General features: G+C 76.1%; 19 protein-coding genes and 1 other RNA gene. 9 read left to right on the top strand and 11 right to left on the bottom strand.

Features of this window, described 5'->3' with window-relative positions; all coding sequences use genetic code 11:
* The 6 genes from ftsL to K1J50_RS01870 all read right to left on the bottom strand — a co-directional run.
* Positions 1-337: cell division protein FtsL (gene ftsL, locus K1J50_RS01895; protein WP_456304543.1), on the bottom strand; the 337-nt coding region annotated here is incomplete at its 3' end.
* Positions 334-1,359 (bottom strand): 16S rRNA (cytosine(1402)-N(4))-methyltransferase RsmH, encoded by a 1,026-nt coding sequence (rsmH, locus tag K1J50_RS01890; RefSeq protein WP_220115729.1) that lies wholly within the window; start codon positions 1,357-1,359, stop codon positions 334-336. The genes ftsL and rsmH, both read right to left, overlap by 4 nt.
* Positions 1,356-1,862 (bottom strand): division/cell wall cluster transcriptional repressor MraZ, encoded by a 507-nt coding sequence (gene mraZ / locus K1J50_RS01885; RefSeq protein WP_220115728.1) that lies wholly within the window; start codon positions 1,860-1,862, stop codon positions 1,356-1,358. The genes rsmH and mraZ overlap by 4 nt, the downstream gene beginning before the upstream one ends.
* 377 nt (positions 1,863-2,239) lie before the next feature.
* An RNA gene (gene rnpB / locus K1J50_RS01880) (RNase P RNA component class A) lies at positions 2,240-2,676 on the bottom strand.
* Between the two features lie 82 nt (positions 2,677-2,758).
* Complete coding sequence (locus K1J50_RS01875; RefSeq protein WP_456304542.1) at positions 2,759-3,514, bottom strand: N-acetylmuramoyl-L-alanine amidase; 756 nt, start codon at positions 3,512-3,514, stop codon at positions 2,759-2,761.
* Positions 3,515-3,635: 121 nt separating this feature from the next.
* Positions 3,636-4,406 (bottom strand): TerB family tellurite resistance protein, encoded by a 771-nt coding sequence (locus tag K1J50_RS01870; protein ID WP_220115727.1) that lies wholly within the window; start codon positions 4,404-4,406, stop codon positions 3,636-3,638.
* A gap of 239 nt (positions 4,407-4,645) precedes the next feature.
* Between K1J50_RS01870 and K1J50_RS01865 the strand changes: the two genes are divergently transcribed.
* Together K1J50_RS01865 and K1J50_RS01860 are read left to right on the top strand one after the other, a co-directional pair.
* A complete protein-coding gene (locus K1J50_RS01865; RefSeq protein ID WP_220115726.1) occupies positions 4,646-8,257 on the top strand; it encodes a hydantoinase B/oxoprolinase family protein in 3,612 nt (1,203 codons plus the stop codon).
* 51 nt (positions 8,258-8,308) lie between these two features.
* Positions 8,309-11,233, top strand: coding sequence for an AsmA family protein (locus tag K1J50_RS01860; RefSeq protein ID WP_220115725.1), 2,925 nt, complete (start codon positions 8,309-8,311; stop codon positions 11,231-11,233).
* Between the two features lie 18 nt (positions 11,234-11,251).
* Here the strand turns inward: K1J50_RS01860 and K1J50_RS01855 are convergent, their stop codons facing one another.
* Positions 11,252-11,509: a ribbon-helix-helix domain-containing protein gene (locus tag K1J50_RS01855; RefSeq protein WP_220115724.1), complete on the bottom strand. Its 258-nt coding sequence runs from the start codon at positions 11,507-11,509 to the stop codon at positions 11,252-11,254.
* Entirely contained in the window at positions 11,506-12,921 is a 1,416-nt protein-coding gene (locus K1J50_RS01850; RefSeq protein WP_220115723.1) for a class II fumarate hydratase, read from the bottom strand. Before K1J50_RS01850 ends, K1J50_RS01855 begins: the two co-directional genes overlap by 4 nt.
* 169 nt (positions 12,922-13,090) lie before the next feature.
* On the opposite strand from K1J50_RS01850, the gene K1J50_RS01845 reads away from it, so the two are divergent.
* Positions 13,091-14,098 carry an isocitrate lyase/PEP mutase family protein gene (locus K1J50_RS01845; protein WP_220115722.1) on the top strand — a complete coding sequence of 336 codons (1,008 nt, stop codon included), beginning with the start codon at positions 13,091-13,093 and terminating at the stop codon, positions 14,096-14,098.
* 4 nt (positions 14,099-14,102) lie between these two features.
* On the opposite strand, the gene K1J50_RS01840 is transcribed toward K1J50_RS01845, so the two are convergent.
* From K1J50_RS01840 to K1J50_RS01830, 3 genes are all read right to left on the bottom strand, one after another.
* Complete coding sequence (locus tag K1J50_RS01840) at positions 14,103-15,083, bottom strand: Bug family tripartite tricarboxylate transporter substrate binding protein (RefSeq protein ID WP_220115721.1); 981 nt, start codon at positions 15,081-15,083, stop codon at positions 14,103-14,105.
* Positions 15,084-15,340: 257 nt separating this feature from the next.
* Complete coding sequence (locus K1J50_RS01835) at positions 15,341-16,450, bottom strand: Bug family tripartite tricarboxylate transporter substrate binding protein (RefSeq protein WP_220115720.1); 1,110 nt, start codon at positions 16,448-16,450, stop codon at positions 15,341-15,343.
* 380 nt (positions 16,451-16,830) lie between these two features.
* Complete coding sequence (locus tag K1J50_RS01830; protein WP_220115719.1) at positions 16,831-17,733, bottom strand: endonuclease/exonuclease/phosphatase family protein; 903 nt, start codon at positions 17,731-17,733, stop codon at positions 16,831-16,833.
* Positions 17,734-18,139: 406 nt separating this feature from the next.
* Here K1J50_RS01830 and K1J50_RS01825 point away from each other — a divergent pair, with 406 nt between their 5' ends.
* From K1J50_RS01825 to K1J50_RS19490, 6 genes are all read left to right on the top strand, one after another.
* Positions 18,140-18,556, top strand: coding sequence for a (R)-mandelonitrile lyase (locus tag K1J50_RS01825; RefSeq protein ID WP_220115718.1), 417 nt, complete (start codon positions 18,140-18,142; stop codon positions 18,554-18,556).
* 94 nt (positions 18,557-18,650) lie between these two features.
* Entirely contained in the window at positions 18,651-19,949 is a 1,299-nt protein-coding gene (locus tag K1J50_RS01820) for an MFS transporter (protein ID WP_220115717.1), read from the top strand.
* 209 nt (positions 19,950-20,158) lie between these two features.
* Complete coding sequence (locus tag K1J50_RS01815) at positions 20,159-21,454, top strand: glycosyltransferase family 4 protein (protein WP_255574807.1); 1,296 nt, start codon at positions 20,159-20,161, stop codon at positions 21,452-21,454.
* A 157-nt stretch (positions 21,455-21,611) separates the two neighbouring features.
* Complete coding sequence (locus tag K1J50_RS01810) at positions 21,612-22,949, top strand: ABC transporter substrate-binding protein (RefSeq protein ID WP_220115716.1); 1,338 nt, start codon at positions 21,612-21,614, stop codon at positions 22,947-22,949.
* A 4-nt stretch (positions 22,950-22,953) separates the two neighbouring features.
* Complete coding sequence (locus K1J50_RS01805) at positions 22,954-23,832, top strand: carbohydrate ABC transporter permease (RefSeq protein WP_220115715.1); 879 nt, start codon at positions 22,954-22,956, stop codon at positions 23,830-23,832.
* Complete coding sequence (locus K1J50_RS19490; protein WP_220115714.1) at positions 23,829-24,794, top strand: carbohydrate ABC transporter permease; 966 nt, start codon at positions 23,829-23,831, stop codon at positions 24,792-24,794. Before K1J50_RS01805 ends, K1J50_RS19490 begins: the two co-directional genes overlap by 4 nt.
* Position 24,795: the final 1 nt, after the last annotated feature.

Genomic DNA, 24,795 nt, shown 5'->3' with positions numbered 1-24,795 from the left:
CGACCTGGAGCGGCGAGCCGAACAGCGCCGGCGCGCCCGCGAAGGCGACCGGCTGCGGCAGCCGGCGGTCGAGCTCCTGCGGCCGGACGAACTGCGCCGGCGTCATCGGCGCGAGGTCGGCGAGGTGGCGCTCGGCGACCTGGCGCAGCCGGTCGGGCTGGTTGAGCAGCGCCCATTCGGCGCGCAGCACCTCGGTATGCTCGCGCGCCGCCTCGATCTGGCGGCGGATCGCGCGCAGCTCGCGGTCGAGCAGCGAGACCGAGTGCTTGACCTGGTAGAGGTAGAGCCCCGCGCCGCCGGCGGCGAGCAGGCTGACGAGGGTGAGCGGGCGGATCATGCGGCCCCCCGGAGGGTGGCAGGCGTTGCGGGGGAAGACGCGGACGAGGCGGCGAGGCGCTCGAGCGCGCGCAGCCGCGCCGACCGCGCGCGGGGATTGGCCGCCGCCTCCGCCGCGCCCGGGCGGAGCGCGCGCGGCGTCAGCAGGCGGAAGCGGGGCGCGGCGGCGCGGCGCGGCGCGGCGAGCGCCGCCGGGTCGTGGCGCGAGGGGGCGCCGGTGCGGCCCGCCGCCTCCGCCATGAAGCGCTTGACGATGCGGTCCTCGAGCGAATGGAAGGAGACGACGACGAGCCGGCCGCCGGGCGCGAGCAGCCGCGCCGCCGCGGCGAGGCCGCGCTCGATCTCGCCGAGCTCGTCGTTGACCGCGATGCGCAGCGCCTGGAAGGAGCGGGTGGCGGGGTCGATGCCGGAGGGATCGCGCGGCACCGCGCCGCGCACGATCTCGGCGAGCCGCCCGGTGGTCTCGATCGGCGCGACACGGCGCGCGGCGACGATGGCGCGGGCGATGCGCCGGGCATGCCGCTCCTCGCCGAAGGTGGCGAGGATGTACGCGAGTTCCGCCTCGGACAAAGTGTTCACGAGGTCGGCGGCGGAGCGGCCGCGCTTCTCCATGCGCATGTCGAGCGGCCCGTCGGCGCGGAAGGAGAAGCCGCGCTCCGGCCGGTCGAGCTGGAAGGAAGAGACGCCGAGGTCCATCACCACGCCGTCGAGCTCGGTCACGCCGCGCGCGGCGAGCAGCTCCAGCATGTCGCCGAAGCGGCCCTCGATCAGGTGCAGCCGGCCGGGGTGGCGCGCGGCGAGGGCGGCGCCGCGGGCGATCGCGTCGGGGTCGCGGTCGATGGCCCACACGACGCAGCGCGGGTCGGCCTCGAGGATCGCGGCGGCGTAGCCGCCGCCGCCGAAGGTGGCGTCGCAGTAGCGCGGGGCGGCTTCGCGCCGCGCCGCATCGTCGGTTGCGGACGGCATCAGGGTGGCGAGCACCTCCGCGAGCATCACGGGGACGTGGGTCTCGCCCGTCGTCATGGCACGTCGCGCGGAGTCGGGTTGAGAGGCGAATTCGCGGGGGGCGGCGCGATCGCCGGCGGCGCGGGGAGGGTCATGCCGCGCTCGCGCACGCGCAGGCGGGCCTCGGCGATGCGGCGCTTCGCCGCCTCCGGCTCCCAGATCTGGAACAGGCGGCCGAGGCCGAGGAAGGCGACCGCGTCGGTCAGGCCCGCATGGGCGACCAGGGGCTCGGGCAGCACCAGGCGTCCCTCGCCGTCGGGCTGGACGGCGTGCGCCTCGGTGAAGAGCGCGGTGGCGAGGTCGTCCTGCTGCTCGGAGAAGGCGTCGAGATGCTGCAGGCCGCTGGTCAGGCGCTGGAACTCGCTCTCGGGGTGGGCCTCGATGCAGGGCAGGCTGTGCGAGGGGCGGAGGATCAGGATGTCGGAACCGAATCGTTGCAGGGCCGCACGGTAGGGAGCAGGGACGGAGATGCGGCCCTTGCGGTCCAGCTTGCCGAGATGCGTGCCCAGGAACTGGGTCATCGCGCCGGTCGCCAGCCCCCCCTGAAGGCGAAGGCCGCCGGATGGCGGCCGCGCTCCCCCGCTCGATCAGCGGCCGGCGAGGCCCCCCGACCTCGCCGGCTCGCCCGACCGCCCGCTCGGAGAACCGCTCGCCCCCCCGAGCTGTCCGGTTTCCTGCGGGCATTTATGGGATAGCACGGGACGAGACGGGACAGCAAGGGTCAAGGCAGCCAAGGACGCGTCCGCGCCGCGCGAAACCTTTAGTCTTTACAGTCCACTAGCGGCGCGCATGCGCGCCGCGTCCTGGGTTCTCGCAGACGGTCTTCGGAATTCCGCAAATTCGTTGTTTGTTCTTTGCGGACAACAAAATCCACAGCCTGTGGACAACGGGGAAAGATGGCACCAAACGGCCTGTAAGCCGGGTTCTGTCCCAGCCTCGCGGCTGGGGACGGCCATTCCTCTGGAGCCGGCGTTGCCGCCGGCTTCGCGCGGCCAACCCGGGCGGCAGGGCGGGAATGCCCTCGCGTCCATCCCCGCCGCGGCGGGGATCACGCCGGCCGCCCCTATTCGGCCTTGCTCCCGGTGGGGTTTGCCGTGCCGCCCCCGTCGCCGGGGGCGCGGTGCGCTCTTACCGCACCGTTTCACCCTTGCCCGCGAGCCTTGCGGCGCGCGGGCGGTCTGTTCTCTGTGGCACTTTCCCTGGGGTCGCGCCGACGGGCCGCCTGGCCCGCCGGAACTCCCCCGCCGGCCGTTGGCCGGCACCGCATTCCCGTGGAGCCCGGACTTTCCTCCAGCGCGGGATCGCTCCCGCGCCAGCGGCCGTCCGGCCGTCTGGCGCCGCCCTCCATGTGCGCATGCGCGCGCGGCGCGTCAATTGCGTCTGTGTCCGCCGCCAGCGGCGCCCCGACCGCGACGGGTCAGCCGGCCCCCTCGCCGATCCGCGCCGGCGCGCGGGCCGCCTCCCCTTCGCAGAGCGCCAGCACCGCCTCGAGCCGCGCCAGCGTGCCCGCGTCCGGCGCGCCGTCCACCCGCTCCTGCCGCCAGTGCCGCTGGAAGGCGGCGAGCGCCACCTCCGGCCGCGCCGGCTCCACCCGGTAGCCGATGCGCGCAAGCAGCGCCGCGGCGCGCTCCATGCCGCCCGCCGGCCGCGCCGGGTCGCTCCCGTCCACCCCCGCGGGCCACAGCCCGACGCCGTTCGCCGCGAGGCCCTCCCAGTCGAACAGCTCGCCCGGGTCCCGCTTGCGCTCCGGCGCGATGTCGCTGTGCGCGACGACGTTGCGCGCCGGGATCGGGTGCCGGCCGAGGATCGCGAGGCAGAGGTCGCACACCGCCGCCATCTGCAGGGCGGGGAAGGGGCGGTAGCCCCAGTCGTGGCCCGGATTGACCACCTCGATGCCGATGCTGCGGTCGTTCAGCCGCTCCCGCCCGCGCCAGAAGGAAACCCCGGCGTGCCAGGCGCGCCGCTCCTCCGGCACCAGGCGCCACACCGCGCCGTCCTCCTCCACTACATAGTGCGCCGAGACGCGCGCCGCGGGGTCGCGCAGCCGGGCGATCGCCTCCTCCGCCGTGCGCATCCCGGTGTAGTGCAGCACCAGCATGTCCACCGGCGCGCCGGCCGGCCGCGCGTCGTGGTTCGGGCTGGCGAGGTCGCGGATGCGCAGCGGCGCGATCACGGCGCGGCGTCGGCCTCGGTCCCGGCGCGCCGGGCGGGGGCCGGGAACCGCGGCCCCGCGACCGGGGCGCGGGGCGCCCGCCCGGCCTCGCCCCCGCGCCCCGGCGCCGCGCCCGCGCCGCTCACAGCCGGCGCTCCCGCTTGATGCGATCCCATGCGGCGTTGATCTCCGCCACCTTGCGGGTCGCGCGCTCGACGAACTCCGCCGGGACGCCGCGCGCGGCGAGGCTGTCGGGGTGGTTCTCGCGCATCAGCTTGCGCCAGGCGGCGCGGACCTGCTCGTCCGTCGCCTCCCGCGTCAGGCCGAGCACCGCGTAGGGGTCCACGCCGAGCTCGGCGTCCGGCGGCCGCGGCTGCCCGCCCTGGGCCCGCTCCCAGGCCGCGGCGTCGAGGCGGAAGCGGGCATGCACGCCGCGCAGGAAGGCCTGCTCCGCCCGGTTCACCGGCCCGTCCGCCCGGGCGATGCCGAACATCGCCGCGAGGACGTCCTCGAGCATGCCCTTGTTGTCGGCGAAGGCGGTGCCGAGCCGCTCGGCGAAGGGCTCCCAGCCTTCCGGGGTCTCGCGCGCCTGGTCGAACAGGCGGCCGACCTCGCGCAGGTTCTCGGGCGGGATGCGGAAGAACCGCTTGAAGGCGTCGATCTCGGCCCGCCGCACCGGCCCGTCGCACTTGGCGAGCTTGGCCGCGAGCACCACGACGCCGATCGCGAACAGGCTCTCCCGACCGCCGAGCAGCGCGGCGAGGTCGGCGGCGTGGGGCGGGAGGCGCCCGGCGGCGCCCGACAGCGCCCCCTCGTCCGCCGCATGGCCGAGCGCGGCGCCGACCATCGCGCCGAGCGGCCCGCCCATGGCAAAGCCGGCCACGCCGCCGATGATCTTGCCCCAGATGCCCAAGCCCGCCGGTCCTCCGCCGCTTCCCTCGCCGCCGGAGGCCCCTAGCTAGCATGCGCGGCGGCCCGGCGGGAGCGGCCGGGAGGCGCCGCGGGGGCCGGCGCCGGGGCTGCCGCCGCCGGGCCGGCGCGGCCTTCCGGGCGCGCGGCGGCGCGTCCGGCCGCGGGGCGCGCCGCCACGGTTGCCCGAAGCCGCGCGCGATCCCATTCTCCGCGGCCATTTCGCGGCATCGGGCGGGACTCATGGCGGGCAACGGGTGGCAGTTCTGGATTGATCGCGGCGGCACCTTCACCGACATCGTCGCCCGCGACCCGGCGGGGCGGCTCTCGACCCGCAAGCTGCTCTCCGAGAACCCCGGCCGCTACCGCGACGCCGCCGTGGCCGGCATCCGCGCCTGCCTCGGCCTGCCGCCCGAGGCGCCGATCCCGCCCGGGCTGATCGACTCGGTGAAGATGGGCACCACGGTCGCCACCAACGCGCTGCTCGAGCGCAAGGGCGAGCGGGTGCTGCTGCTGGTCAACCGCGGCTTCGCCGACCTCCTGCGCATCGGCAACCAGGCGCGGCCGAAGCTGTTCGAGCTCGACGTCCGCCTGCCCGAGCTCCTGCACGAGCGGGTGGCGGAGGTCGGCGGGCGGATCGCCGCCGACGGGGCGGAAATCGAGCCGCTCGACGAGGCCGGGGCGCGGGCGGCGCTCGCGGCCGCCTTCGCCGACGGCATCCGCGCCGTCGCGGTGGTGCTGATGCATGCCTGGGCGCATCCGGCGCACGAGCTGCGCCTCGGCGCGATCGCGCGCGAGATCGGCTTCCCCCAGGTCTCGCTGAGCCACCAGGTCTCGGCCCTGCCGCGCATCGTGCCGCGCGGCGACACCACCGTGGTGGACGCCTACCTCTCGCCGATCCTGCGCCGCTACGTCGAGCAGGTGGCGGGCGAGCTGCCGGGGGTGCGCCTCTATTTCATGCAGTCCAACGGCGGGCTCGCCGAGGCGGGGCGCTTCCGGGGCAAGGACGCGATCCTCTCCGGCCCTGCCGGCGGCATCGTCGGCGCCGCGCGCACCGCGGCGATGGCCGGGTTCGACCGCATCATCGGCTTCGACATGGGCGGCACCTCGACCGACGTCGCCCTCTACGCCGGCGAGTTCGAGCGCGCCTTCGAGACCGTGGTCGCGGGCGTGCGGATGCGCTCGCCGATGATGGCGATCAACACGGTGGCGGCGGGCGGCGGCTCGATCCTGCGCTTCGACGGGGCGCGGTTCCGCGTCGGGCCGGAGAGCGCCGGCGCCGTCCCCGGCCCTGCCTGCTACCGCCGCGGCGGGCCGCTCACCGTGACGGATGCGAACGTCATGGTGGGCAAGATCCAGCCCGCGCACTTCCCGGCGATCTTCGGCCCCGGCGGCGACCAGCCGCTGGATGCGGAGGCGGTGCGGGCGCAATTCGCCGCCCTCGCGGCGGAGATCGCCGCCGCCACCGGCGAGCCGGCGCGGGACCCGCGCGTGGTGGCCGAGGGCTTCCTGCGCGTCGCCGTCGCCAACATGGCCCACGCCATCAAGCAGGTGAGCATCCAGAAGGGCCACGACGTCACCCGCTACGCGCTGGTCTGCTTCGGCGGCGCCGGCGGGCAGCACGCCTGCCTGGTGGCGGACGAGCTCGGCATGGAGACGGTGCTGATCCATCCCTTCGCCGGCGTGCTCTCCGCCTACGGCATGGGCCTCGCCGACCAGACCGTGATCCGCGAGGCGGCGGTGGAGGCGCCGCTCGCCCCGGGCCTGATGGAGGAGCTCGCCCGCCGGCTCGAGGCGCTGGCCGCCGACGGCCGCGCCGAGCTGCTGCGCCAGGGCGCGCCGGAGGCGCGCATCACGGCGGCGCGCCGGCTGCACCTGCGCTACGAGGGCACCGATGCCTTCCTCGCCGTCCCCTTCGGGACGCATGAGGAGGTGCTCGCCGCCTTCACCGAGGCGCACCGCCGCCGCTTCGGCTTCGCCACCCCCGAGCGGGCGGTGATCGTCGAGGCGGCGGTGGCGGAGGTCACCGCCGCCGGCGAGCCGGTGGAGGAGGCGGCGCTGCCGCCGCGCGCGCCGGATGAGCCGCTCGCCCCGATCGACCGCGTCGCCCTCTTCACCGGCGGCGCCGAGCACGCCGCCCCGGTGTTCGACCGCGCGGCGCTCCGCGCCGGCGATCGCATCGCCGGCCCCGCCCTGATCCGCGAGGCCAACGCCACCACCGTGATCGAGCCGGGCTGGGGCGCGGAGGTGACGCCGCGCAACCATCTGATCCTGCGCCGCACCGAGCCGCGGCCGAACGCCGTCGTCGCCGCGACCGGCCGCCCCGACCCGGTGATGCTGGAGCTGTTCAACAACCTGTTCATGAGCATCGCCGAGCAGACCGGCGCCGTGCTGCAGAACACCGCGCTCAGCGTCAACATCAAGGAGCGGCTCGACTTCTCCTGCGCCATCTTCGACGCCGAGGGGCGGCTGGTGGCGAACGCCCCGCACATCCCGGTGCACCTCGGCGCGATGGGCGAGAGCGTGCGCACGGTGATCCGCCTGCGCGGCGGCACCCTCAGGCCCGGCGACGTGGTGGCGCTGAACAATCCCTACAACGGCGGCACGCACCTGCCGGACGTGACGGTCATCACTCCGGTGTTCGACGAGGAGGGCCGCGAGATCCTCTTCTTCGTCGGCTCGCGCGGCCACCACGCCGACATCGGCGGCCTCACCCCCGGCTCCACCCCGCCCGATTCCGCGACGCTCGAGGAGGAGGGCGTCGTCATAGACGACTTCCTGCTCGTCGAGCGGGGGCGCATCCGCGAGGCGGAGTTCCTCGCGCTGCTGCGCTCGGCGAAATACCCCGCGCGCTCGCCGGAGGTGAACCTCGCCGACATCAAGGCGCAGGTCGCGGCGAACGAGAAGGGGGTGCAGGAGCTGCGCCGGGCGGTGCGCGAGTTCGGCCTCGACACGGTGCGCGCCTACATGCGCCACGTGATGGACAACGCCGAGGAGAGCGTGCGCCGCGTGCTCGACCGCCTGCCGGACGGCGCGTTCCGCACCGCGCTCGACGACGGCACGCCGCTCGTCGTCGCGGTGCGGGTGGACCGCGCCCGGCGCCGCGCGGTGATCGACTTCACCGGCACCGGACCGCAGCGCCCGGGCAACTTCAACGCCCCGACGGCGATCTGCCGCGCCGTCGTGCTCTACTGCTTCCGCTGCCTGGTCGGCGAGGACATCCCGCTCAACGACGGCTGCCTTGCGCCGCTCGAGATCGTGGTGCCGGAGGGGACCTTCCTCTCGCCCCGTCCCGGCGCCGCGGTGGTCGCCGGCAACACCGAGGTCAGCCAGGTGACGTGCAACGCGCTGCTCGCTGCGCTCGGCGCCTGCGCCTCGGCCCAGGCGACGATGAACAACGTGCTGTTCGGCGACGCCGCCTACCAGTACTACGAGACGGTCGCGGGCGGCACCGGCGCCGGGCCCGGCTTCCACGGCACCGGCCCGGTGCAGACCCACATGACCAACACCCGCATGACCGATCCGGAGATCCTGGAGCTGCGCTACCCCGTCCGGCTCGAGGAGTTCTCGGTCCGCCGCGGCTCCGGCGGGGCGGGGCGCTGGCGCGGCGGCGACGGGGCGCGCCGGCGCATCCGCTTCCTCCGCCCGATGGAGGCGGTGATCGTCGCCTCGCGCCGCACCGTCGCCCCGCACGGGCTCGCCGGCGGGCGGGACGGCGCGCCGGGGCGGCAGTGGGTGGAGCGCGCGGACGGGCGCGTGGAAGGGCTGAAGGGCTGCGACCGCGCCTTCCTCGCCGCCGGCGAGGTGTTCGGGCTGGAGACGCCGGGCGGGGGCGGATGGGGCGCGGCGCCGTGACAGCGGAGCGGGCGCGCCGCGCCGGCCGCCTTCGCCCATGAGCCCTCGCCCATGACCCGCCGGCTCGTCCTCGCGCTCGCGCTGCTGCTCGCCGCGCTGGGCGGCGCGCTCTGGCTCGGCCCGCGCTTCGTGGACTGGGAGGCGCAGCGGCCGCGCCTCGCCGCGCTCGCCGCCGTCCGCCTCGGCCGTCCGGTGGCGATCGAGGGCGACCTCCGCCTCGCCCTCCTGCCGCAGCCGCGGATCGAGGCCGCGCGCGTGCGCGTCGGCGCGGCCGGCGACGACATCGACATCGCCGCGCGCCGCATGCGCCTGCGCCTCGACCTCGGCGCCCTGCTCACCGGGCGGCTGGAGCCGCGCGAGATCGCCCTCGTCGGCGCCGAGATCCGCCTCCCCTGGCCGCCGGCCACCACCCTCGCGCTGCGCCCGCCGGCCTGGCTCCTCGCCCTCGATGCGCGCATCGAGGACAGCCGCGTGCGTCTCGGCGCGGCGGTGCTGGAGGATGTCGCCGCCCGGCTCTCGGCCGGCGGGGCGCTGGAGGCGGTGCAGGTCGAGGGCCGCTTCACCTTCCGCGCCCTGCCGGTCCGCTTCTCCGCCACGCTCGGCCGGCCCGGCTATGACGGCGTCTCGACGCTCGACCTCGCCCTCGCCGCCACCGGGGCCGCCGCCACCGCGCGCGGCGCCCTGCTGCCCGAGGGCGGGTTCGAGGGGCGCTTCGAGGCCTCCGGGCAGGACCTCGCCGTCCTGCTGCCGGCGCCGCCGGGGCCGTTCCGCGGCAGCGGGCGGCTGACCGCCGGGGCCGAGCTGATCGCGGCGGACGAGGTCACGCTCGACATCGCCGGCGTGCCGGCGCGCGGGGCGCTGGCGCTGCGCCTGTTGCCGGCGCCGCGGCTCGACATCGCGCTGGCGGCGAGCCGGCTCGACCTCGACGCCTGGGTCGGCGCGCTGCGCGCCGCGGGACGGCCCGCCATGCCGACCAGCCTGGACCTCTCGGCCGAGGCCGCGGCCTTCCGCGGTGCCGCCCTGCGCCGGCTGCGCGGCGCGGTGGTGCTGGAAGAGGAGCGGCTCACGCTCACCGACGTCTCCGCCCTGCTGCCCGGCGAGACGACGGTCGAGCTGGCGGGCGCGTCCGCGGCCGACCGGCTGGAGCTCGCCCTGCACTTCCGCGGCGGCAACCTGCGGGAGACGCTGGCGGCGTTCGGCGTGCCTCTCGCCGGCACCGACCCGTCGCGCCTGCGCGCCGGGGAGGGGCGGCTGCGCCTGGTGCTGGAGCAGACCCAGGCCTCGGTCGCCGACCTCGCCGCGACGGTGGACGGCATGCGCATCTCCGGCGCCGGGGTGCTGCGCTTCGGCGGGGCGCGGCCGGCGGTCGGCGCCGGGCTCAGCTTCGACCGGCTGGTGCTGGACGGGCTGGTGCCGCCGGGGCCGAGCCGGGCCGATCTCGGCGCCGCGCTCGGCGGCGTGGACGCCAATCTCCGCCTCGCCGCCGAGCAGGTGGTCTGGCGCGGCCTGACGGCGGAGCGCGCGACGCTCGACGCGGCGCTGGAGGGCGGCCGGCTGGCGGTGCGGCGCCTCTCCGGCCGGTTCGCCGGCGCCGACGTGACCGCCTCCGGCGCGCTCGCGGTGGGCGGCGGTGCCGGCGCGCGCGGGGGGGGCGCCGAGACGGCAGCCGCGCCGCGGCTCGCCGACCTCAGCATCGAGGCGACGGCGGCGAACGCCGCCGAGCTCGCCGCCCTGCTGCCGGCGGATTGGCCCGGCCGCGCGCTGCTCGCCGGCCGGCCCGTGACGCTGCGGCTCTCGGGCGGCGGCCCCGTGGACGCCCTGGCGTTGCGCGCCGAGGCGGAGCTCGGCGAGCTGCGCGTCGAGGCGAACGGCACGCTGGACGGCCGGGCGCCGCGGTTCGCCGGCACGCTGGCCCTGCGCCATCCCGGGGCGCTGCGCCTCCTCGCCGAGGGATTCGGCCTCGACGGCGCCGAGTGGCTCGGCCAGGGGTCGCTGTCGCTGGTCGCCTCCGGGCTGGTCGTCGCGCCGGGCGGGATCGCGGCGGACCACCTCGACCTGGTCCTGGCCGGGCTGCGGGCGCGCGGCCAGCAGCTCTCGCTCGCGCTCGATCCCGCGGCGCCGCGCCCGCGGCTGACGGGGCGCATCGCCGCCGAGCACGTCGCGCTGCCGCCGCTGCGCTGGCGCGGCGACGAGCCGCTGGGCTTCGCCCTGCTCGACGCGATGGATGCCGAGCTCTCCGTCACCGCGGCGCAGGTGCGGATCGCGGACGCGCCGGCGCTGGAAGCGGTGGAGGCACGCAGTGTCCGGCTCGCCGGCGGGCGGCTGGAGGTGGAAGGGCTGCGCGCCCGGCTCGGCGGCGGCACGCTCACCGGCGCGGTGACGGTGCGGGGCGGCGCCGCCGATCCGCCGGCGGTGAGCGCGGCGCTGCGGCTCGAGGACGCGACCATCGCCGGGCCGCTGTTCGGCCTGCCTGTGCTCGACCTGGCCGCGGGCCAGGTCGAGGGCGAGCTGCGCCTCGGCGGCGTCGGCCACAGCCCGGCGGCGCTGCTCGCGACCTGCGAGGGCGAGCTGCGTCTCGCCGTGCGCAACGGGGTGCTGGTGGGCCTCGATCTCGCCGCACTGGTCGCGGCCTCGGCGCAGGAGGATCCGGAGGCGGCGGAGGCCGGGCTGCGCCGCGCCCTCGGCGACGGGGCCCCTGCCGGCGGCACCGCCTTCGACCGGCTGGAGCTCGCCGCGCACCTCGGCGACGGCCGCCTGGTCCTGCAGGCGGCGCGGCTGACCGGCGAGGGGGGCGTGACGGCGAGCGCGCGCGGGGCGATCGACCTGGCGCGGGCGACGCTCGACGTGCAGATCGCGGCGCGGCCCGCCCAGACCGAGGCGCCGGACATCGGCCTGCACCTGTCCGGCGACCTCGCCGCGCCGCGGCGCCTGCCGGAGATCAGCGCCTGGGCGCGCTGGCGGGCGGAGCGGGGATGAGCCGCCGCGCGCCTCCGCTCAGCCGCGGCGCGGCGCGGTCGCCTCCACCTCGGCCAGCGCGAAGACGCGGAGCGCGCTCGCAAGCGGCATGCGGGAGGCCGTGCGGCGCGCGTCCAGCAGGGCGATCAGCGCGGCGAGGCTGATGCCGCGGCGGGCCGCCGCCGTCTCCAGCGCCGCCCAGAATTCCGGCTCCAGCGCCACCGAGGTCCGGTGCCCCGCGACGGTGAAGCTGCGCTTGCGCAGGTGGCGGCCTCCGCCCGGGCTGTCCTCGCTCATGCGCTCCCCTCGAGCGTGGCGCCGGGCGTCACCATCGCCTCGGGGCGCACCCAGCGGTCGAAGTCCTCGGGCGCGACGTGGCCGAGCCGCGCCGCGGCCTCCTTCAGCGTGAGGTTCTCGGCGAGCGCCTTCCTCGCGATCGCGACCGCCTTGTCGTAGCCGATGCGCGGGGTGAGGGCGGTGACCAGCATCAGCGACTTCGCCAGGTGCTCGGCGATGCGGTCGCGGTTCGGCTCGAGCTTGTCCACCATGTTGGCGGCGAAGCTCTCGGCGGCATCGGCGAGCAGCGTCGCCGATTGCAGCACGGCGTGGATGATCACCGGCTTGAACACGTTGAGCTCGAGATGCCCCTGCGCCCCGGCCACGGTGACGGTGACGTGGTTGCCCATAACCTGCGCGCAGACCATGGTCAGCGCCTCCGCCTGGGTCGGGTTGGTCTTGCCCGGCATGATCGAGGAGGAGAGCCCGTCGGCCGGGATCACCAGCTCGCCGATGCCGCAGCGCGGCCCGGAGCCGAGCAGGCGGATGTCGTTGGCGATCTTGTTGAGCGAGACGGCGACCACGTTCATCGCGCCGTGCAGCTCGACGAAGACGTCGTGCGCCGACATGCCCTCGAACTTGTTGGGGTTCGGGGCGAAGGCGAGGCCGGTGCGCTCGGCGACGAGCTCGCAGAAGACGCGGTCGAAGTCCGGGTGGCGGTTGAGGCCGGTGCCGACCGCAGTGCCGCCCTGGGGCAGCAGCAGCAGGCGCGGCATCACGTCGCGCAGGCGCGCGATGCCGAGCTCGACCTGGCGCGCCCAGGCGCCGAATTCCTGGCCGAGCGTGACCGGCACCGCATCCATCAGGTGCGTCCGTCCGACCTTGACGATGCCGGCCCATTCCTCGGCGCGCCGCCACAGCGCCGCGTGCAGCCGGCCCAGGGCGGGCAGCAGCCGCCCCTCGACGACCTCCGCGGCGGCCATGTGCATGACGGTGGGGAAGTTGTCGTTGGAGGACTGGCCGCGGTTGACGTGGTCGTTCGGATGCACCGGCTCGCGCGCGCCGAGCGGGCGGCCGAGGATCTCGTTGGCGCGGTTGGCGATCACCTCGTTGGCGTTCATGTTGGTCTGCGTGCCCGATCCGGTCTGCCAGACCGGCAGCGGGAAGTCCTCGTCGCGCCTGCCCTCGGCGATCTCGAGCGCCGCCTCCTTGATCGCCTCGGCGATGGTGTCGGGAAGCTCGCCGAGGCGGCGGTTCGCCTCGGCGCAGGCCCATTTGTGCAGGCCGACGGCGCGGATCAGCACGGGGGGGAAGCGCTCGGAGCCGATGCGGAACAGGCGGCGCGCGCGCTCGGTCTGCGGGCCCCAGTAGCGGTCGGCGGGAATCTCGATGCTGCCGAGGGAATCGGTCTCGGTGCGAGTCGGCTCGGCCATGGGGGGTCCTCCTGCTGGTTCCCTAAGATGGCGTGCGGCGCGGGCGCCGGTAGAGGCACGCGGGCCGTGCCTCGGCAAGGCCCTGCGGCCGACCGCCGGGGGAGAGGCGCCGCGGCGCCCGGCCGGGCCCGGGCGGGCTTGACCGCGCGCCGCGCCGCCGCGGAGGCTCGTGCCTCCCCGCGCGGAGGACAAGGCGATGCATCTCGGCGAGAAGGCACCCCCGCAACGGCCCGGGGCGCGGCTGCGGGCGCTGCTCGCGCACCACCGTCCGCTCGTCGTGCCCGTCTGCTACGACGCGATGAGCGCGCGCGTGCTCGAGCATGTCGGTTTCCCGGCGATCTACATGAGCGGCTACGGCAGCTCGCTCGCCCTCCTCGGCCTGCCCGGCGCGGGGCTGATCACGCTGACCGAGATGGCGACGAACGCGCGATACATCGCCGCCGCCGTGCGCGTGCCGGTGATCGCGGACGCCGACACCGGCTACGGCAACGCGCTCAACGCCATCCGCACGGTCGAGGAATACGTGCGCGCCGGCGCCGCGGGCCTGCACCTCGAGGACCAGGTGGCGCCCAAGCGCTGCGGTCACGTGGCGGGGCGCGAGGTGATCGGGCGCGAGGAGGCGGTGCGCAGGATCCGCGCCGCCTGCGCCGCGCGCGACGCGCTCGACCCGACCTTCGTGATCGTCGCCCGCACCGATGCGCGCGGCGCCCACGGCGGCTCGCTCGACGAGGCGATCTGGCGCGCCAGTGCCTTCCTCGATGCCGGCGCCGACCTCGCCTTCGTCGAGGGGCCGGCGAGCGTGGCCGAGGTCGAGCGCGTCTGCCGCGAGGTCGGAGGCGGCCGCGTGTTCTACAACATGACCGGCATCTCGCCGCGCTTCACCGAGCGGGAGATGGCCGCGCTCGGCATCGCCGTCTGCATCCTTCCGGGCCTCGCGATGCGCGCGACGCTGATGGCGCTCCACGACGTCGCACGGGCGCTGAAGGAGAAGGGCACCGCGGCGGAGCCCGAGTTCGACGCGCGCTACCGGGCGCATCCGATGGGCGACCTGCACGGCTTCGCGGGCTTCGCCCGCATCCGCGCGCTGGAGGCGGAGTTCCTGCCGCCCGAGGCGGGCCGGAAATACGCCGCCAGCCTCGGCTATCAGCCGCCCGTGGCGCCGCCGGCCGCGGGGTAGGCGCTCACGCCGGCCGCAGCGCCGGGCTGGCGGCGACGACGCGTGCCGCCACCTCGCGGAAGCGGGCGAGGTGGGCGATGAAGTGCTCGGGCGAGGAGCGCACCGGCACCTCGCCGTTGGCCACCAGCCGCTGGCGCGTGCCCGGGTCCTCGAGCGCGAAGCGCAGCGCCGCGCCGAAGCGCTCGATCGCCGCGCGCGGCGTGCCGGCGGGGGCGAACATGCCGATCCAGCTCGTCAGGTCGTAGCCCGGGAAGGTCTCGGCGATCGCCGGCACCTCCGGCGCGCCCGGGTGCCGCTCGGCCGTGGTGCAGGCGAGGATGCGGGCCTTGCCGGCCTGCACCACCGGGCGGATGCTGTTGAGGCTGATGATGCAGGCGTCGATGCGCCCGCCGGCGAGGTCGCGCGCGACGTCCGCCCCGCCCCGGTAGGGCACGTGCTCGAGCCGGATGCCGGCCATGATCTGCAGCAGCTCGCCCATGAAGTGGCCGATATGGGCGATGCCCGGCGTGCCGTAGGTGATCGCGCCGGGATGCGCCTTCGCCTGCGCGACGAATTCCTCGAGCGTGCGCGCCGGGAAGTCGGCGCGCACGTTGAGCAGGTAGGGCACGATCGTCGCCTGGGCGATCGGCGCGAAGGCTGCGGCGTAGTCGAGGGGCATGTCGCGCCGGGTCAGCGGCAGGGTGACGAAGGTCGCGCCCTCCTGCAGCAGGGTGTGGCCGTCGGGCGGGGACTGCGCGACCTGGGTGGCGGCGATCAGGCCGGAGGCGCCGGTGCGGTTCTCGACGATCAGCGGCTGGCCGAGGAACTCGCCGATCTTGGGCTGCAGGAAGCGCGCCACGGTGTCGGCGACGCCGCCGGCCGAGTAGGGGACGATCAGGCGCACCGGGCGCTCGGGCCAGGCGGCCTGCGCCCCTCGGGCGGCGACCGGCGGCACGGCGAGGGCGGCGCCGAGCAGGGCGCGGCGCGACGGGGCGGCATTCGGCATGGCTCGCATCCTTCCGTCCGGCGGCGGAGCGCGGACGGCAGGCTGGGGCGGCCGGCGCGCCGCCGTCAAGCGCGGCGGGCGCCGGCCGCGCGAGGCGCGGCGCACGCGCTGCGCGCCCCCCTGGCCTCGCGGCGCCCGGGCCGGGACACGCCGGGCGGCGCCAGCGCCGTTTCCGCTCGCCGTGCCCGCTGCAGCGGCTCCGGCTCGTCGTCTGCCGGGCGGATCCGCGCTTCCGGCCGTTTCCGTCCGCGATCCCCCTAGTCCAGCCGGATGCCCGAGGCCTCGACGACCGGCAGCCACAGGTCGAGCTGCGCCTGCCAGAAGGACCGGAACTCCGCCGCGGCGGAGCCGGCCGGTTCGGTTCCCGCATCCCGCAGGCGCTGCGCGACGGTCTCGTCGCGCACCGCGCTCCGCACCGCCTGCTCGAGCCGTGCGATCACCGCGGGCGGCGTGCCGGCAGGCGCGTAGACGCCCATGAAGTTCATGATCTGGAAGCCGGCGATTCCCTGCTCGATGGCGGTCGGCACCTCGGGCAGCAGCGGGCTGCGCTCCGGTGCCAGCACGGCGATGGCGCGGATCTGGCCGCTGCGCACATGGGGCGCCTGCGACGGGATGCCCTCGATCAGCATGTCCACGTTGCCCGCGATCATGTCCGCGAAGACCGGGCCGGCGCCGCGGTAGGGCACGTGCTCCGCCTGCGTTCCCGTGCGCAGGGTCAGCAGGTGCGCGCCGAGGTGGTTGATGCTGCCGGGACCGGCGGAGCCGTAGGTCAGGCGCCCGGGGCGCGACCGCAGGAGGGCGATCAGCTCCGGCAGGTCCCGCGCCGGCACGTGCCTGCCGACCGTCAGCACCATCGGCAGCGTCGCCACCAGGGAAACGGGCTCGAAGTCCCGTCGCGGGTCCACGCGCGCGTTGCGCATCAGCCCCACCATCAGCACCGCGTTGGTGATGGTGAGGAGGATGACGGTGTGGCCGTCGGGCGGCGCGGTGGCGACAGCCTCGGCGCCGATCAGCCCGCCGGCGCCGCCGCGGTTCTCGACCACGACCGGCCGGCCGCCGAAGGCCTGCTGCATCCCGGGCGCGAGGATGCGCGCGACGACGTCCGTCGCGCCGCCCGGGGCGAAGGGCACGACGAGGCGCACCGGCTGGCGCGGGAACTCCGGCGCCACCGCCGACTGGCTCCCTGCCGCCGCGGCGGGCAGCGCCGCGATGCCGCCGAGGGCGGCGCGCAGCGCCGCGCGGCGGGCGAAGGCGTGCCCGGGCGCCCTCGTCGCGTCCGCTCGCGGCGGGGGCGAACCGGGATCGGCGTCGCGGCGCGCGCCGGCGCCCCCGCGGGCGGAAACCGCACTAAGCCGGTGGTGCGGCATGGACATCTCCCCCTTGCGCGCGCGCGGTCCCGTGCTCGCTGCGCGCTTCCGGGGCACCCTGCGAAGCCGTGCGCGGCCGGTCAAACGGAAAATCCGCCGCGCCCGCCGGGCGACGGAGCCGAGCGCGGCGCTCCGCGGCCCCACGCGAGGCAGCCCGGCGAGCCGCGGCAGAGGGCGCGGGTCCCGGCGCTTGGCGGGGCGCCGACGTCGGCGGCGCGCATCGGCCTCGGGATCGGGCGCGCGCCGTGGCTGACGCCGGGGACAGAGACAGGCGGCGGTCGCGCGCCGCCGGTCCGGGGCGGGGGAGCCGCGCCGGCCCCGCCCGCGCGTTGGCGAGCCGACGGGCCGGCCCGTCCCTGCCCGCCGATGGACCCGGCCGTTCAGGCCGCCGCGGCGAGGGGCAGCGACTCCGGCGCCGCCCCGGCCACGACGCCGAGACGGACCCGCGCGGTCACGGGCAGGTGGTCGGAAGCGAGGCGCGCGAGCGGGCTGTCATGCACGGCGACCTCGCTGACCAGCCCCTGCGGCCAGCCGAGGATGCGGTCGAGCGCCAGCACCGGCAGCCGGGCCGGGAAGCTGGGCGGGCTGGGGGCGAGCGGCCCGAACAGCGGCTCGAAGGTGCGGAGCGAGGAGCGCGCCCCCGGGCGCCACTCGTTCAGGTCGCCGAGGAGGAGCGTCGGCATCGCCTCGCCCTCGGCGAGGGCGCGCAGGATGGCGGCCGCCTGGCGCGTGCGGTGGCGGCGGAGCAGGCCGAGATGCGCGGCGACCACCCGCAGCCGCCCGGCCGGCAGCTCGAGCTCGGCCAGCAGGGCGCCGCGCGGTTCGGCTCCGGGCAGGCGGAGGCGGCGGAGCCGGGCGGGAGTGCCGGGGCGCACCAGCAGCGCGTTGCCGTGCCAGCCGTGGCCATCGGGCAGGTCGGAGGCGGGAAGCGGAACCAGGCCGGCGTCGCGCGCCAGCGCCTCGAGGTCGAGCAGGCCGACGCGGCGGCCGAAGCGCCGGTCCGCCTCCTGCACGGCGACCAGATCGGCGCCGAGCTCGGCGATCACCGCCGCCGAGCGCGCCGGGTCGAAGCGCCGGTCCGTGCCGACGCACTTGTGGAGGTTGTAGGAGGCGACGCGCAGGTCGCCCGCGAGGCCGCGCGCCGGGGTCGCGGGGGGGCGGCGCAGGCCCAGGAGCCGGCCCTCCGTCGCCTCCCCCGCCCGGCGGTGGGCGCGATCGGGCGCGCGGAGGTGGTCGGGCGCACGCGACGGGCGCGGCGAGAACGGCTGCGGTTGCGGGAGCATCGGTCTGGTTGGAGGCCGGGTCCGTCTCCGGGCTGCCCGGCGACCGGGCGCGAGCGGCCGGGAGATAGCGCGTCCCGCGGGGCCTTCCAAGACCGGCCAAGACCGGTCGCGATCGGGGCCGGGCCCGGGCGGGACGCCGCTCGCCGCGCGGCGGGGCGCGCCGGGCCGCGGCGCCGCGGCCGGCGACGGGCGCGCCCGGCCGGCAGGGGCGGCCGCGGCAAGCGGCTGGCGCGGCGCGTCGAGGGCTATCGCCTGACGCTCGTCTCGGGCGTTACGGTCCCCGAGCGGGGCGCGGAGACGGCTGCGCGGCCCGGTCGGCCGGTGCGGGCGGCGGCCGGGAGGCGACCGTCGCCCGGCGTGCGGCGTCCCGGCCTGCCGGCGTCACCTGCGAGCAAGGGAGGACAGAATGACCGTCATCCGCGTCTCGGCGCGCGCCACCAGGAAGGCCCCCGCCGGCAACTTCACCGGCCTCGTCTTCCAGGACGAGATCCTGTCGGTGACGCCGCCCTCGCGCCTGCGCGCGAGCGTCGTCACCTTCACGCCGGGCGCGCGCACCGCCTGGCATGCGCATCCGGTGGGGCAGACGCTCTACTGCCTGTCCGGCGTCGGGCGCTACCAGCGCGAGGGCGAGCCGGTGCAGGAGCTGCGCCCCGGCGACACGGTGCTGATCCCGCCGAACGTGCGGCACTGGCACGGCGCGGCGCCGGACCGGCTGTTCTCCCACCTCGCCATGTCGGAGAACGACGACCAGGGCCGGGGCACGATGTGGTTCGAGCCCGTCCCGGACGAGGACTACGCGAAGCCGCCCGCGCCGGCGGGATGAGGCCCCGCGCGGCGGCCGCCGGCCGCCGGCCCTTGCGCGCGGGCGGGCGGCCGGTCGCGGCCCGGCGATCGGGGGGCGCGCGGCGCGCCCGGCCGTGCTCTTCTCCCTTCCCGCCATGCGCTTCTCTCCGCCCCGTGCCCGATTCGCGCCGCCGCGGCCCGGCAGCGGCGGCTACACCGCCGCCATCGTGGCCGCGCAGGTGCTCGTCCAGCTCGGCGCCTTCGCGCTGCCGGCCCTGCTGCCCGGCTACATCGCGCGCTGGTCGCTCTCCAGCACCCAGGCCGGGTGGCTGCTCGGCATCTTCTTCGCCGCCTACGTCGCCGCCGTGCCGGTGCTGGTCGCGCTGACCGACCGCGTGCCGGCGCGGCGCGTCTATCTCGTCGGCGCCGGATGCACGGCGTTGGCTCACCTCGGCTTCGCCACGGTCGCCGACGGGTTCTGGCCGGCGCTCGCGCTGCGCGCGCTGGCCGGCGTCGGCTGGGCCGGCGCCTACATGCCGGGGCTGAAGGCGATCGCCGATCCGCTCGAGGGCGCGGCGCAGTCGCGCGCGGTGTCGTGGCACGCGGCGGGGGTCGGCATCTCCGGCGCCGCGTCCTTCGCCGTCGCCGGGCTGTGCGAGGCGCTGGCCGGGCCGGAGGCCGCCTTCCTGGTCGGCGGGCTCGCCGCCGCGCTCGCCTTCGCCGTCGCCGCCGCGGTGGTGCCCGGCGCCCTGCCGCCGCGGGCCGACCGCGACGAGGCGGCGCTGCCGCGACGGGCGCTGCTCGACTTCCGCCCGGTGCTGCGCAATCGCCGCGCCATGGCGTGGATCGCCGGCTACACCGTGCACACCTGGGAGCTCGCGGCGCTGCGCACCTGGGCGGTGACCTTCCTCGCCGCCGCGGCCGCGCGGCAGGACGCGGGCGCGCCGGACTGGCTGCCGGGGCCGACCGCCCTGTTCACCCTGGCGGGGCTGGCCGGGATCGCCGTGTCGGTCGCAGGCAACGAGACGGCGCAGCGGCTCGGCCGGGTGCGCGTGGTGAGCCTGGCGATGGGCGCGGCGGCGGCGCTCTCGCTGGCCGCGGGCTGGACGGTGGCGGCATCGGCGGGGCTCGCGGCGCTGCTGGTGCTGCTGTGGAACGCGGCGATCTACCTCGACAGCTCGGCGCTGACCGCGGGGACGGTGCAGGCCGCGGAGCCCGGGCTGCGCGGCGCGACCATGGGGCTGCACAGCATGTGCGGCTATGCCGGGGGCTTCCTGGGGCCGCTCGGGGTCGGCGTGGCGCTCGACCTCGCCGGCGGGGTGCAAAGCGTCTCGGGCTGGGGCGCGGGCTTCGGGCACCTGGCGCTGGTGACGCTCGCCGGGCTGGCGGTGCTGCGTCGCCTGGGCGGCGGCGGCGAGGCGCCCGGGCGCTGACGCATCGTGCCCTGGCGAAGTGGCCAGCTGCGCGCGGCTGGGCCCGATGCGGCGCGCCTTACTGGCACTGTCCGACGCATCCGCCGGCGCGTCATCGGCGCGCCGCGCCCGTGCCCAGGCGGAAGGCCGGGGCGCACGGGCGGGCCGCGCGCCGCTGCCCGGCGGGCCCGCCTCGCGGCGCTCCGTTGCCGCGGCCGGCGGCGGGGGGCATGAAGGCATGGACCGAGGGGGGGATCGGCCCGTTGGTGCAGGCGCTCTTCGTCCACCAGAACTTTCCCGGGCAGTACCGCCACCTCGCGCCGGCGATCGCGCGGCGCAAGGGCGCGCGGGTGATCGGGCTGGGCGAGCGGCCGAACATCGCGCTGCCGGGCGTGCAGCACGTGCGCTATCCGCCGCCGCAGGGGCCCGGCGAGAAGACCCATCGCTACCTGCGCCCGATCGAGGGCGCGGTGCGGCGCGGCCAAGCGGCGGCGCAGGCCTGCATAGCGCTCCAGCGCCAGGGCTTCCGGCCGGACATCATCTGCTGCCATCCGGGCTGGGGCGAGGGCCTCTACCTGCGCGACGTGTTCCCGGACGCGCGCCTGCTCTACTACTGCGAGTTCTACTACTCCGCGCGCGGCGCCGACATCGGGTTCGATCCGTCCCAGGAGGTGACGATCGACGAGATGGCGCGGGTGCGGACGCTCAACGTCACCCAGCTGCTGTCGCTCGAGTCCTGCGACTGGGGCGTCAGCCCGACGCTCTGGCAGCGCAGCCGCTATCCGGCGCTGCTTCGCGACCGCATCTCGGTGGTGCACGAGGGCGTGGACACCGAGGCGGTCGCGACGCCGGAGGGGCCGGCCGAATTCGCCCTGCCCGACGGGCGCGTGCTGCGCCGCGGCGACGAGGTGGTGAGCTTCGTCTCGCGCAACCTCGAGCCCTATCGCGGCTTCGACGTGTTCATGCGCGCCCTGCCCGAGATCCTGGGCCGCCGGCCGGAGGCGCAGGTGGTCGTGGTCGGGGGCGAGGACCGCGGCTACGGCCGCCTGCCGCCGGACGGGGGGAGCTGGAAGGCCCACATGCTCAAGGAGCTCGCGGGCAGGCTCGACCTCGCGCGCGTCCATTTCGTCGGCCGCATCCCGCACCCGGCGCTGCTCGCGCTGTTCCGGGTGACGCGGGTGCACGTCTATCTCACTTATCCCTTCGTGCTGTCCTGGAGCATGATCGAGGCGATGGGCTGCGGGGCGCTGGTCGTCGGATCGGCGACGCCGCCGGTGCAGGAGGTGATCCGCCACGGCGAGAACGGCCTGCTGGTGGACTTCCACGCCGCGGGGGAACTCGCGGATACGGTCGTCGGCGCGCTGACGGCGCCCGCGCGCCACGCGCCGCTGCGCGCGGCGGCGCGGCGGACGGCGGTGGAGCGCTACGATCTCCGCACGGTCTGCCTGCCGCGGCAGATCGCGCTGTTCGACGCGGTGGCGGCGGGCAGGCCGGGGACGGCGGCGATCCCGGCGCCGGAGGGGTAAGGGCGCGCCCCGGCGGGCGCTTGACGGGCGGCGCCGCCTGGCGAAGGAGAGGCGGGCCGCGGCCTCGCGCCGGCTCGGCCGCGCCTGCCGTGGCGGGGCTGGACAGGACGGTCCGCGGGGCGCGAGATTCGCGGGGGTAGGGAAGGAGAGACGCGCCATGCGGGGGATGTTCGCACGCCGCGCCGTGCTGGCCGCGACCGGGGCGGCGGCGCTCGGCGCCGCCGGGCTCGGCGCCCGCGCGGCCCGCGCCCAGGCCGGGGGGACGGTGAACTTCATCGGCTGGTCGGCGGCGGTGGACCAGGTGCGCGCGCAGATCAGCGCCTTCGAGCGCGCGACCGGGATCCGCGTCAACTACGAGAACTTCCCCTGGGCGCAGTTCCGCACCGCGCTGGTGACGCGCCTGGTCGGCAACGCGCCGATCGACGTGAGCTGGATCTCCGACGCCTGGCTGCCCGAGTTCGCCGAGGCCGGCTGGCTCGCGCCGATCGACGACATCCCGGAGCTGATGAAGTACAACGCGGAAGCCGCGGAGTACTGCACGCAGTCCATGCGCTACCGCGGGCGGCAGTACGGCCTTGCCTACTACGGCGACCACATGTCGTTCATGGTCAACGCCGAGCTGCTGCAGCGCGCCGGCATCGCGGCTCCGCCGGCGACCTGGGACGAGGTGGTCGAGGCCAGCCTGCGCATCAAGCGGCAGGGGATCGCCGAGTATCCGCTGCTGCTCAGCCTCGCCGCCGACACCTGGCTGATCGAGTTCGTCTCCGCCCTGGTGTTCAGCCACGGCGGGCGCTTCGTGGACGAGCGCGGCGAGGCGGTGATGGCCGATCCTGCCCGCGGCGCGGTGCGCGCGGCGCGCTTCCTGCGCGAGGCGATCCACACCCACCGCATCGTCTCGCCGGGGGCGGTGGAGACGGCGGAGATCAACGGGCTGCGCGCCTTCGGCTCCGGCGCGCATGCCTTCGCCATCGTGCCCACCTACCGCATCCGGGCGCTGAACGACCCTTCGCAGTCGCAGGCGGCGGGCAGGATCCGGCTGGCGCTGATGCCGAAGGGCGGGCCGGAGGGGACGAACGAGACCTGCGGCTGGATCCGCTTCTACGGCATGACGCCGGGGGCGAAGAACGACCGCGCCCGGCGCGAGCGGGCGGTGCGCTTCATCGAGTTCTTCGGCGGCCGCGACACCGCCGGCAACTACTCGATGCAGAAGCTGCTGCTGACGGACCTCGGCCTGCCCTTCTGCACCCTGCCGCTGAACGAGGACCCGGAAGTGCAGGGCTTCTGGACGCGCTGGGCGGGCGAGGGCGGCGGCGCGGTGATCGCGGCGCAGTCGGCGCGGACGCGCAAGAAGGACGTGATCTCGCCCTGGTTCGGCGAGTGGGTGGAGACGGCGAACCAGGCGTGGCAGAGCGTCTGCCTCGGCCGCGCCGAGCCGGAGGCGGCGATGCGCGCGGCGGCGGCGAAATGGACCGAGCTGCGGCGGGCCTTCCGGTAGCGCCGTGCCTCGCCTCGGCTACGACGAGCGCGCCGCCGCGCTCCTGGTGTTCCCCGTGGTGGCGGTGCTGCTGGTGGTCGCCGCCTTTCCGATCCTCTACTCCTTCTGGGTCAGCCTGCACGACGTGGTGCTGACGCGGCCGCTGCGGCGGCCCTTCGTCGGGCTCGACAACTACCTGCGGGTGTTCGCCGACGAGCGCTTCTGGATCGCGGTGGCGCGCACCACCGTGTACACGGTGGTGACGGTGGCGGCGACCACCGTGCTCGCCGTGCTGGTGGCGCTGCTGCTGAACGAGGCCTTCCCCGGGCAGCGCCTGCTGAACGCCCTGCTGCTGCTGCCCTGGGCGACGCCCTCGGTCGTCAACGGCCTGATGTGGAAGTGGATCTACGACCCGAGCTACGGCCTGCTCAACGGGCTCCTGGTGCAGCTCGGGGTGCTGGAGCGCTACCGCGCCTGGCTCGGCGACCCGGACCTGACGCTGCTGCTGATCGCCAACGCCGCGGTGTGGAAGCAGATGCCGCTCGCGGCGCTGCTCCTGATCGTGACCATGAAGGCGATCCCGGAGGACCTCTACCGCGCCGCCAAGGTGGACGGGGCGGGGGCGTTCCGGCGCTTCCTGCACGTCACGCTCCCGGCGCTGCGGCCTGGCCTGATGCTGGTGCTGGTCTACGAGACGATGATCAGCATCCGCCACTTCGACCTGTTCCTGATCATGACCCAGGGCGGGCCGGGGGACGCGAGCTTCACCCTCTCCTGGTTCATCTACGTCGAGACCTTCCGCTCGCTCCGCTTCGGCACCGGGGCGGCGCTCTCCTACATCCTGGCGATGGCGACCTTCCTCCTCTCCTACCTGTTCATCCGCTTCCTGGGGCGGCGGCTGTGAGCGGGGCGGAGGATCGCCGCGCCCCGCCCCCCGGGCGCGCCGCGGCGCGGCGCCCGGTCGCGCCGCGGCTCGGGCGCGGCCTGCTGCTCGCGGCCTTCTCGCTGCTGTTCGTGCTCTACGTCGCGGGGCCGGTCGCCTGGCTCGTCTCCTCCTCGCTGCAGACCGAGGCGCAGGCGACGGCGGTGCCGCCCAACTGGCTGCCGCCCGAGCCGACGCTCGCAAATTTCGAGGCGATCTTCCGCGCCGCGGAGCGCGTCGTCACCTACGAGACGCGCCGCCAGGGCGACCCGGCGACCGGCGGCTTCCTGCCCACCGGGGCGCAGAACCTGCTGCCCTCGCTCCGCAACAGCCTGGTCGTCGGGCTGTGGGTGGCGGCGCTCAACCTGCTGCTCTCGCTCACCGCCGCCTACGCCATCGCGGTGATCGACTTCCGCGGGCGCCGCGCCACGCTCTACACGGTGCTGGCGACGCGGGTGATCCCGGACATCGCGCTGGTGGTGCCGCTGTTCCTGGTGATCCGCGCCCTCGGGCTGATCAACAGCCTGGCGGCGCTGGTCGTCACCTACCTCGCGGTGACGGTGCCGTTCACCATCTTCATCCTGATCTCCTACTTCGAGGGCATCCCGCGCGACCTCTACCGCGCCGCGCGGGTGGACGGATGCGGGCACTGGGGCGCGCTGCGCCAGGTCTACCTGCCGCTGTCGCTGCCGGCGCTGGTGGCGGCGCTGACCTTCGCCTTCCTGACGAGCTGGAACGAGTTCGTCTTCGCCCTGGTGCTGACGCAGAACGTCGAGGCGCAGACCCTGCCGATCGTGATCTCGGGCTTCGTGATGGACTTCACCACCAGTTTCTCCTTCGTCAACGCCGCCGGCGTGATCGCCATCGTGCCGCCGGTGCTGCTCGCCGTGCTGTTCCAGCGCTACATCGTCTCCGGCCTCACCGCCGGGGCGGTGAAGGGCTAGC

This window comes from Caldovatus aquaticus, assembly GCF_019458025.1.
GTDB classification, from domain to species: Bacteria; Pseudomonadota; Alphaproteobacteria; order Acetobacterales; family Acetobacteraceae; genus Caldovatus; species Caldovatus aquaticus.
This window is presented reverse-complemented; position numbering and strand designations above follow the sequence as displayed.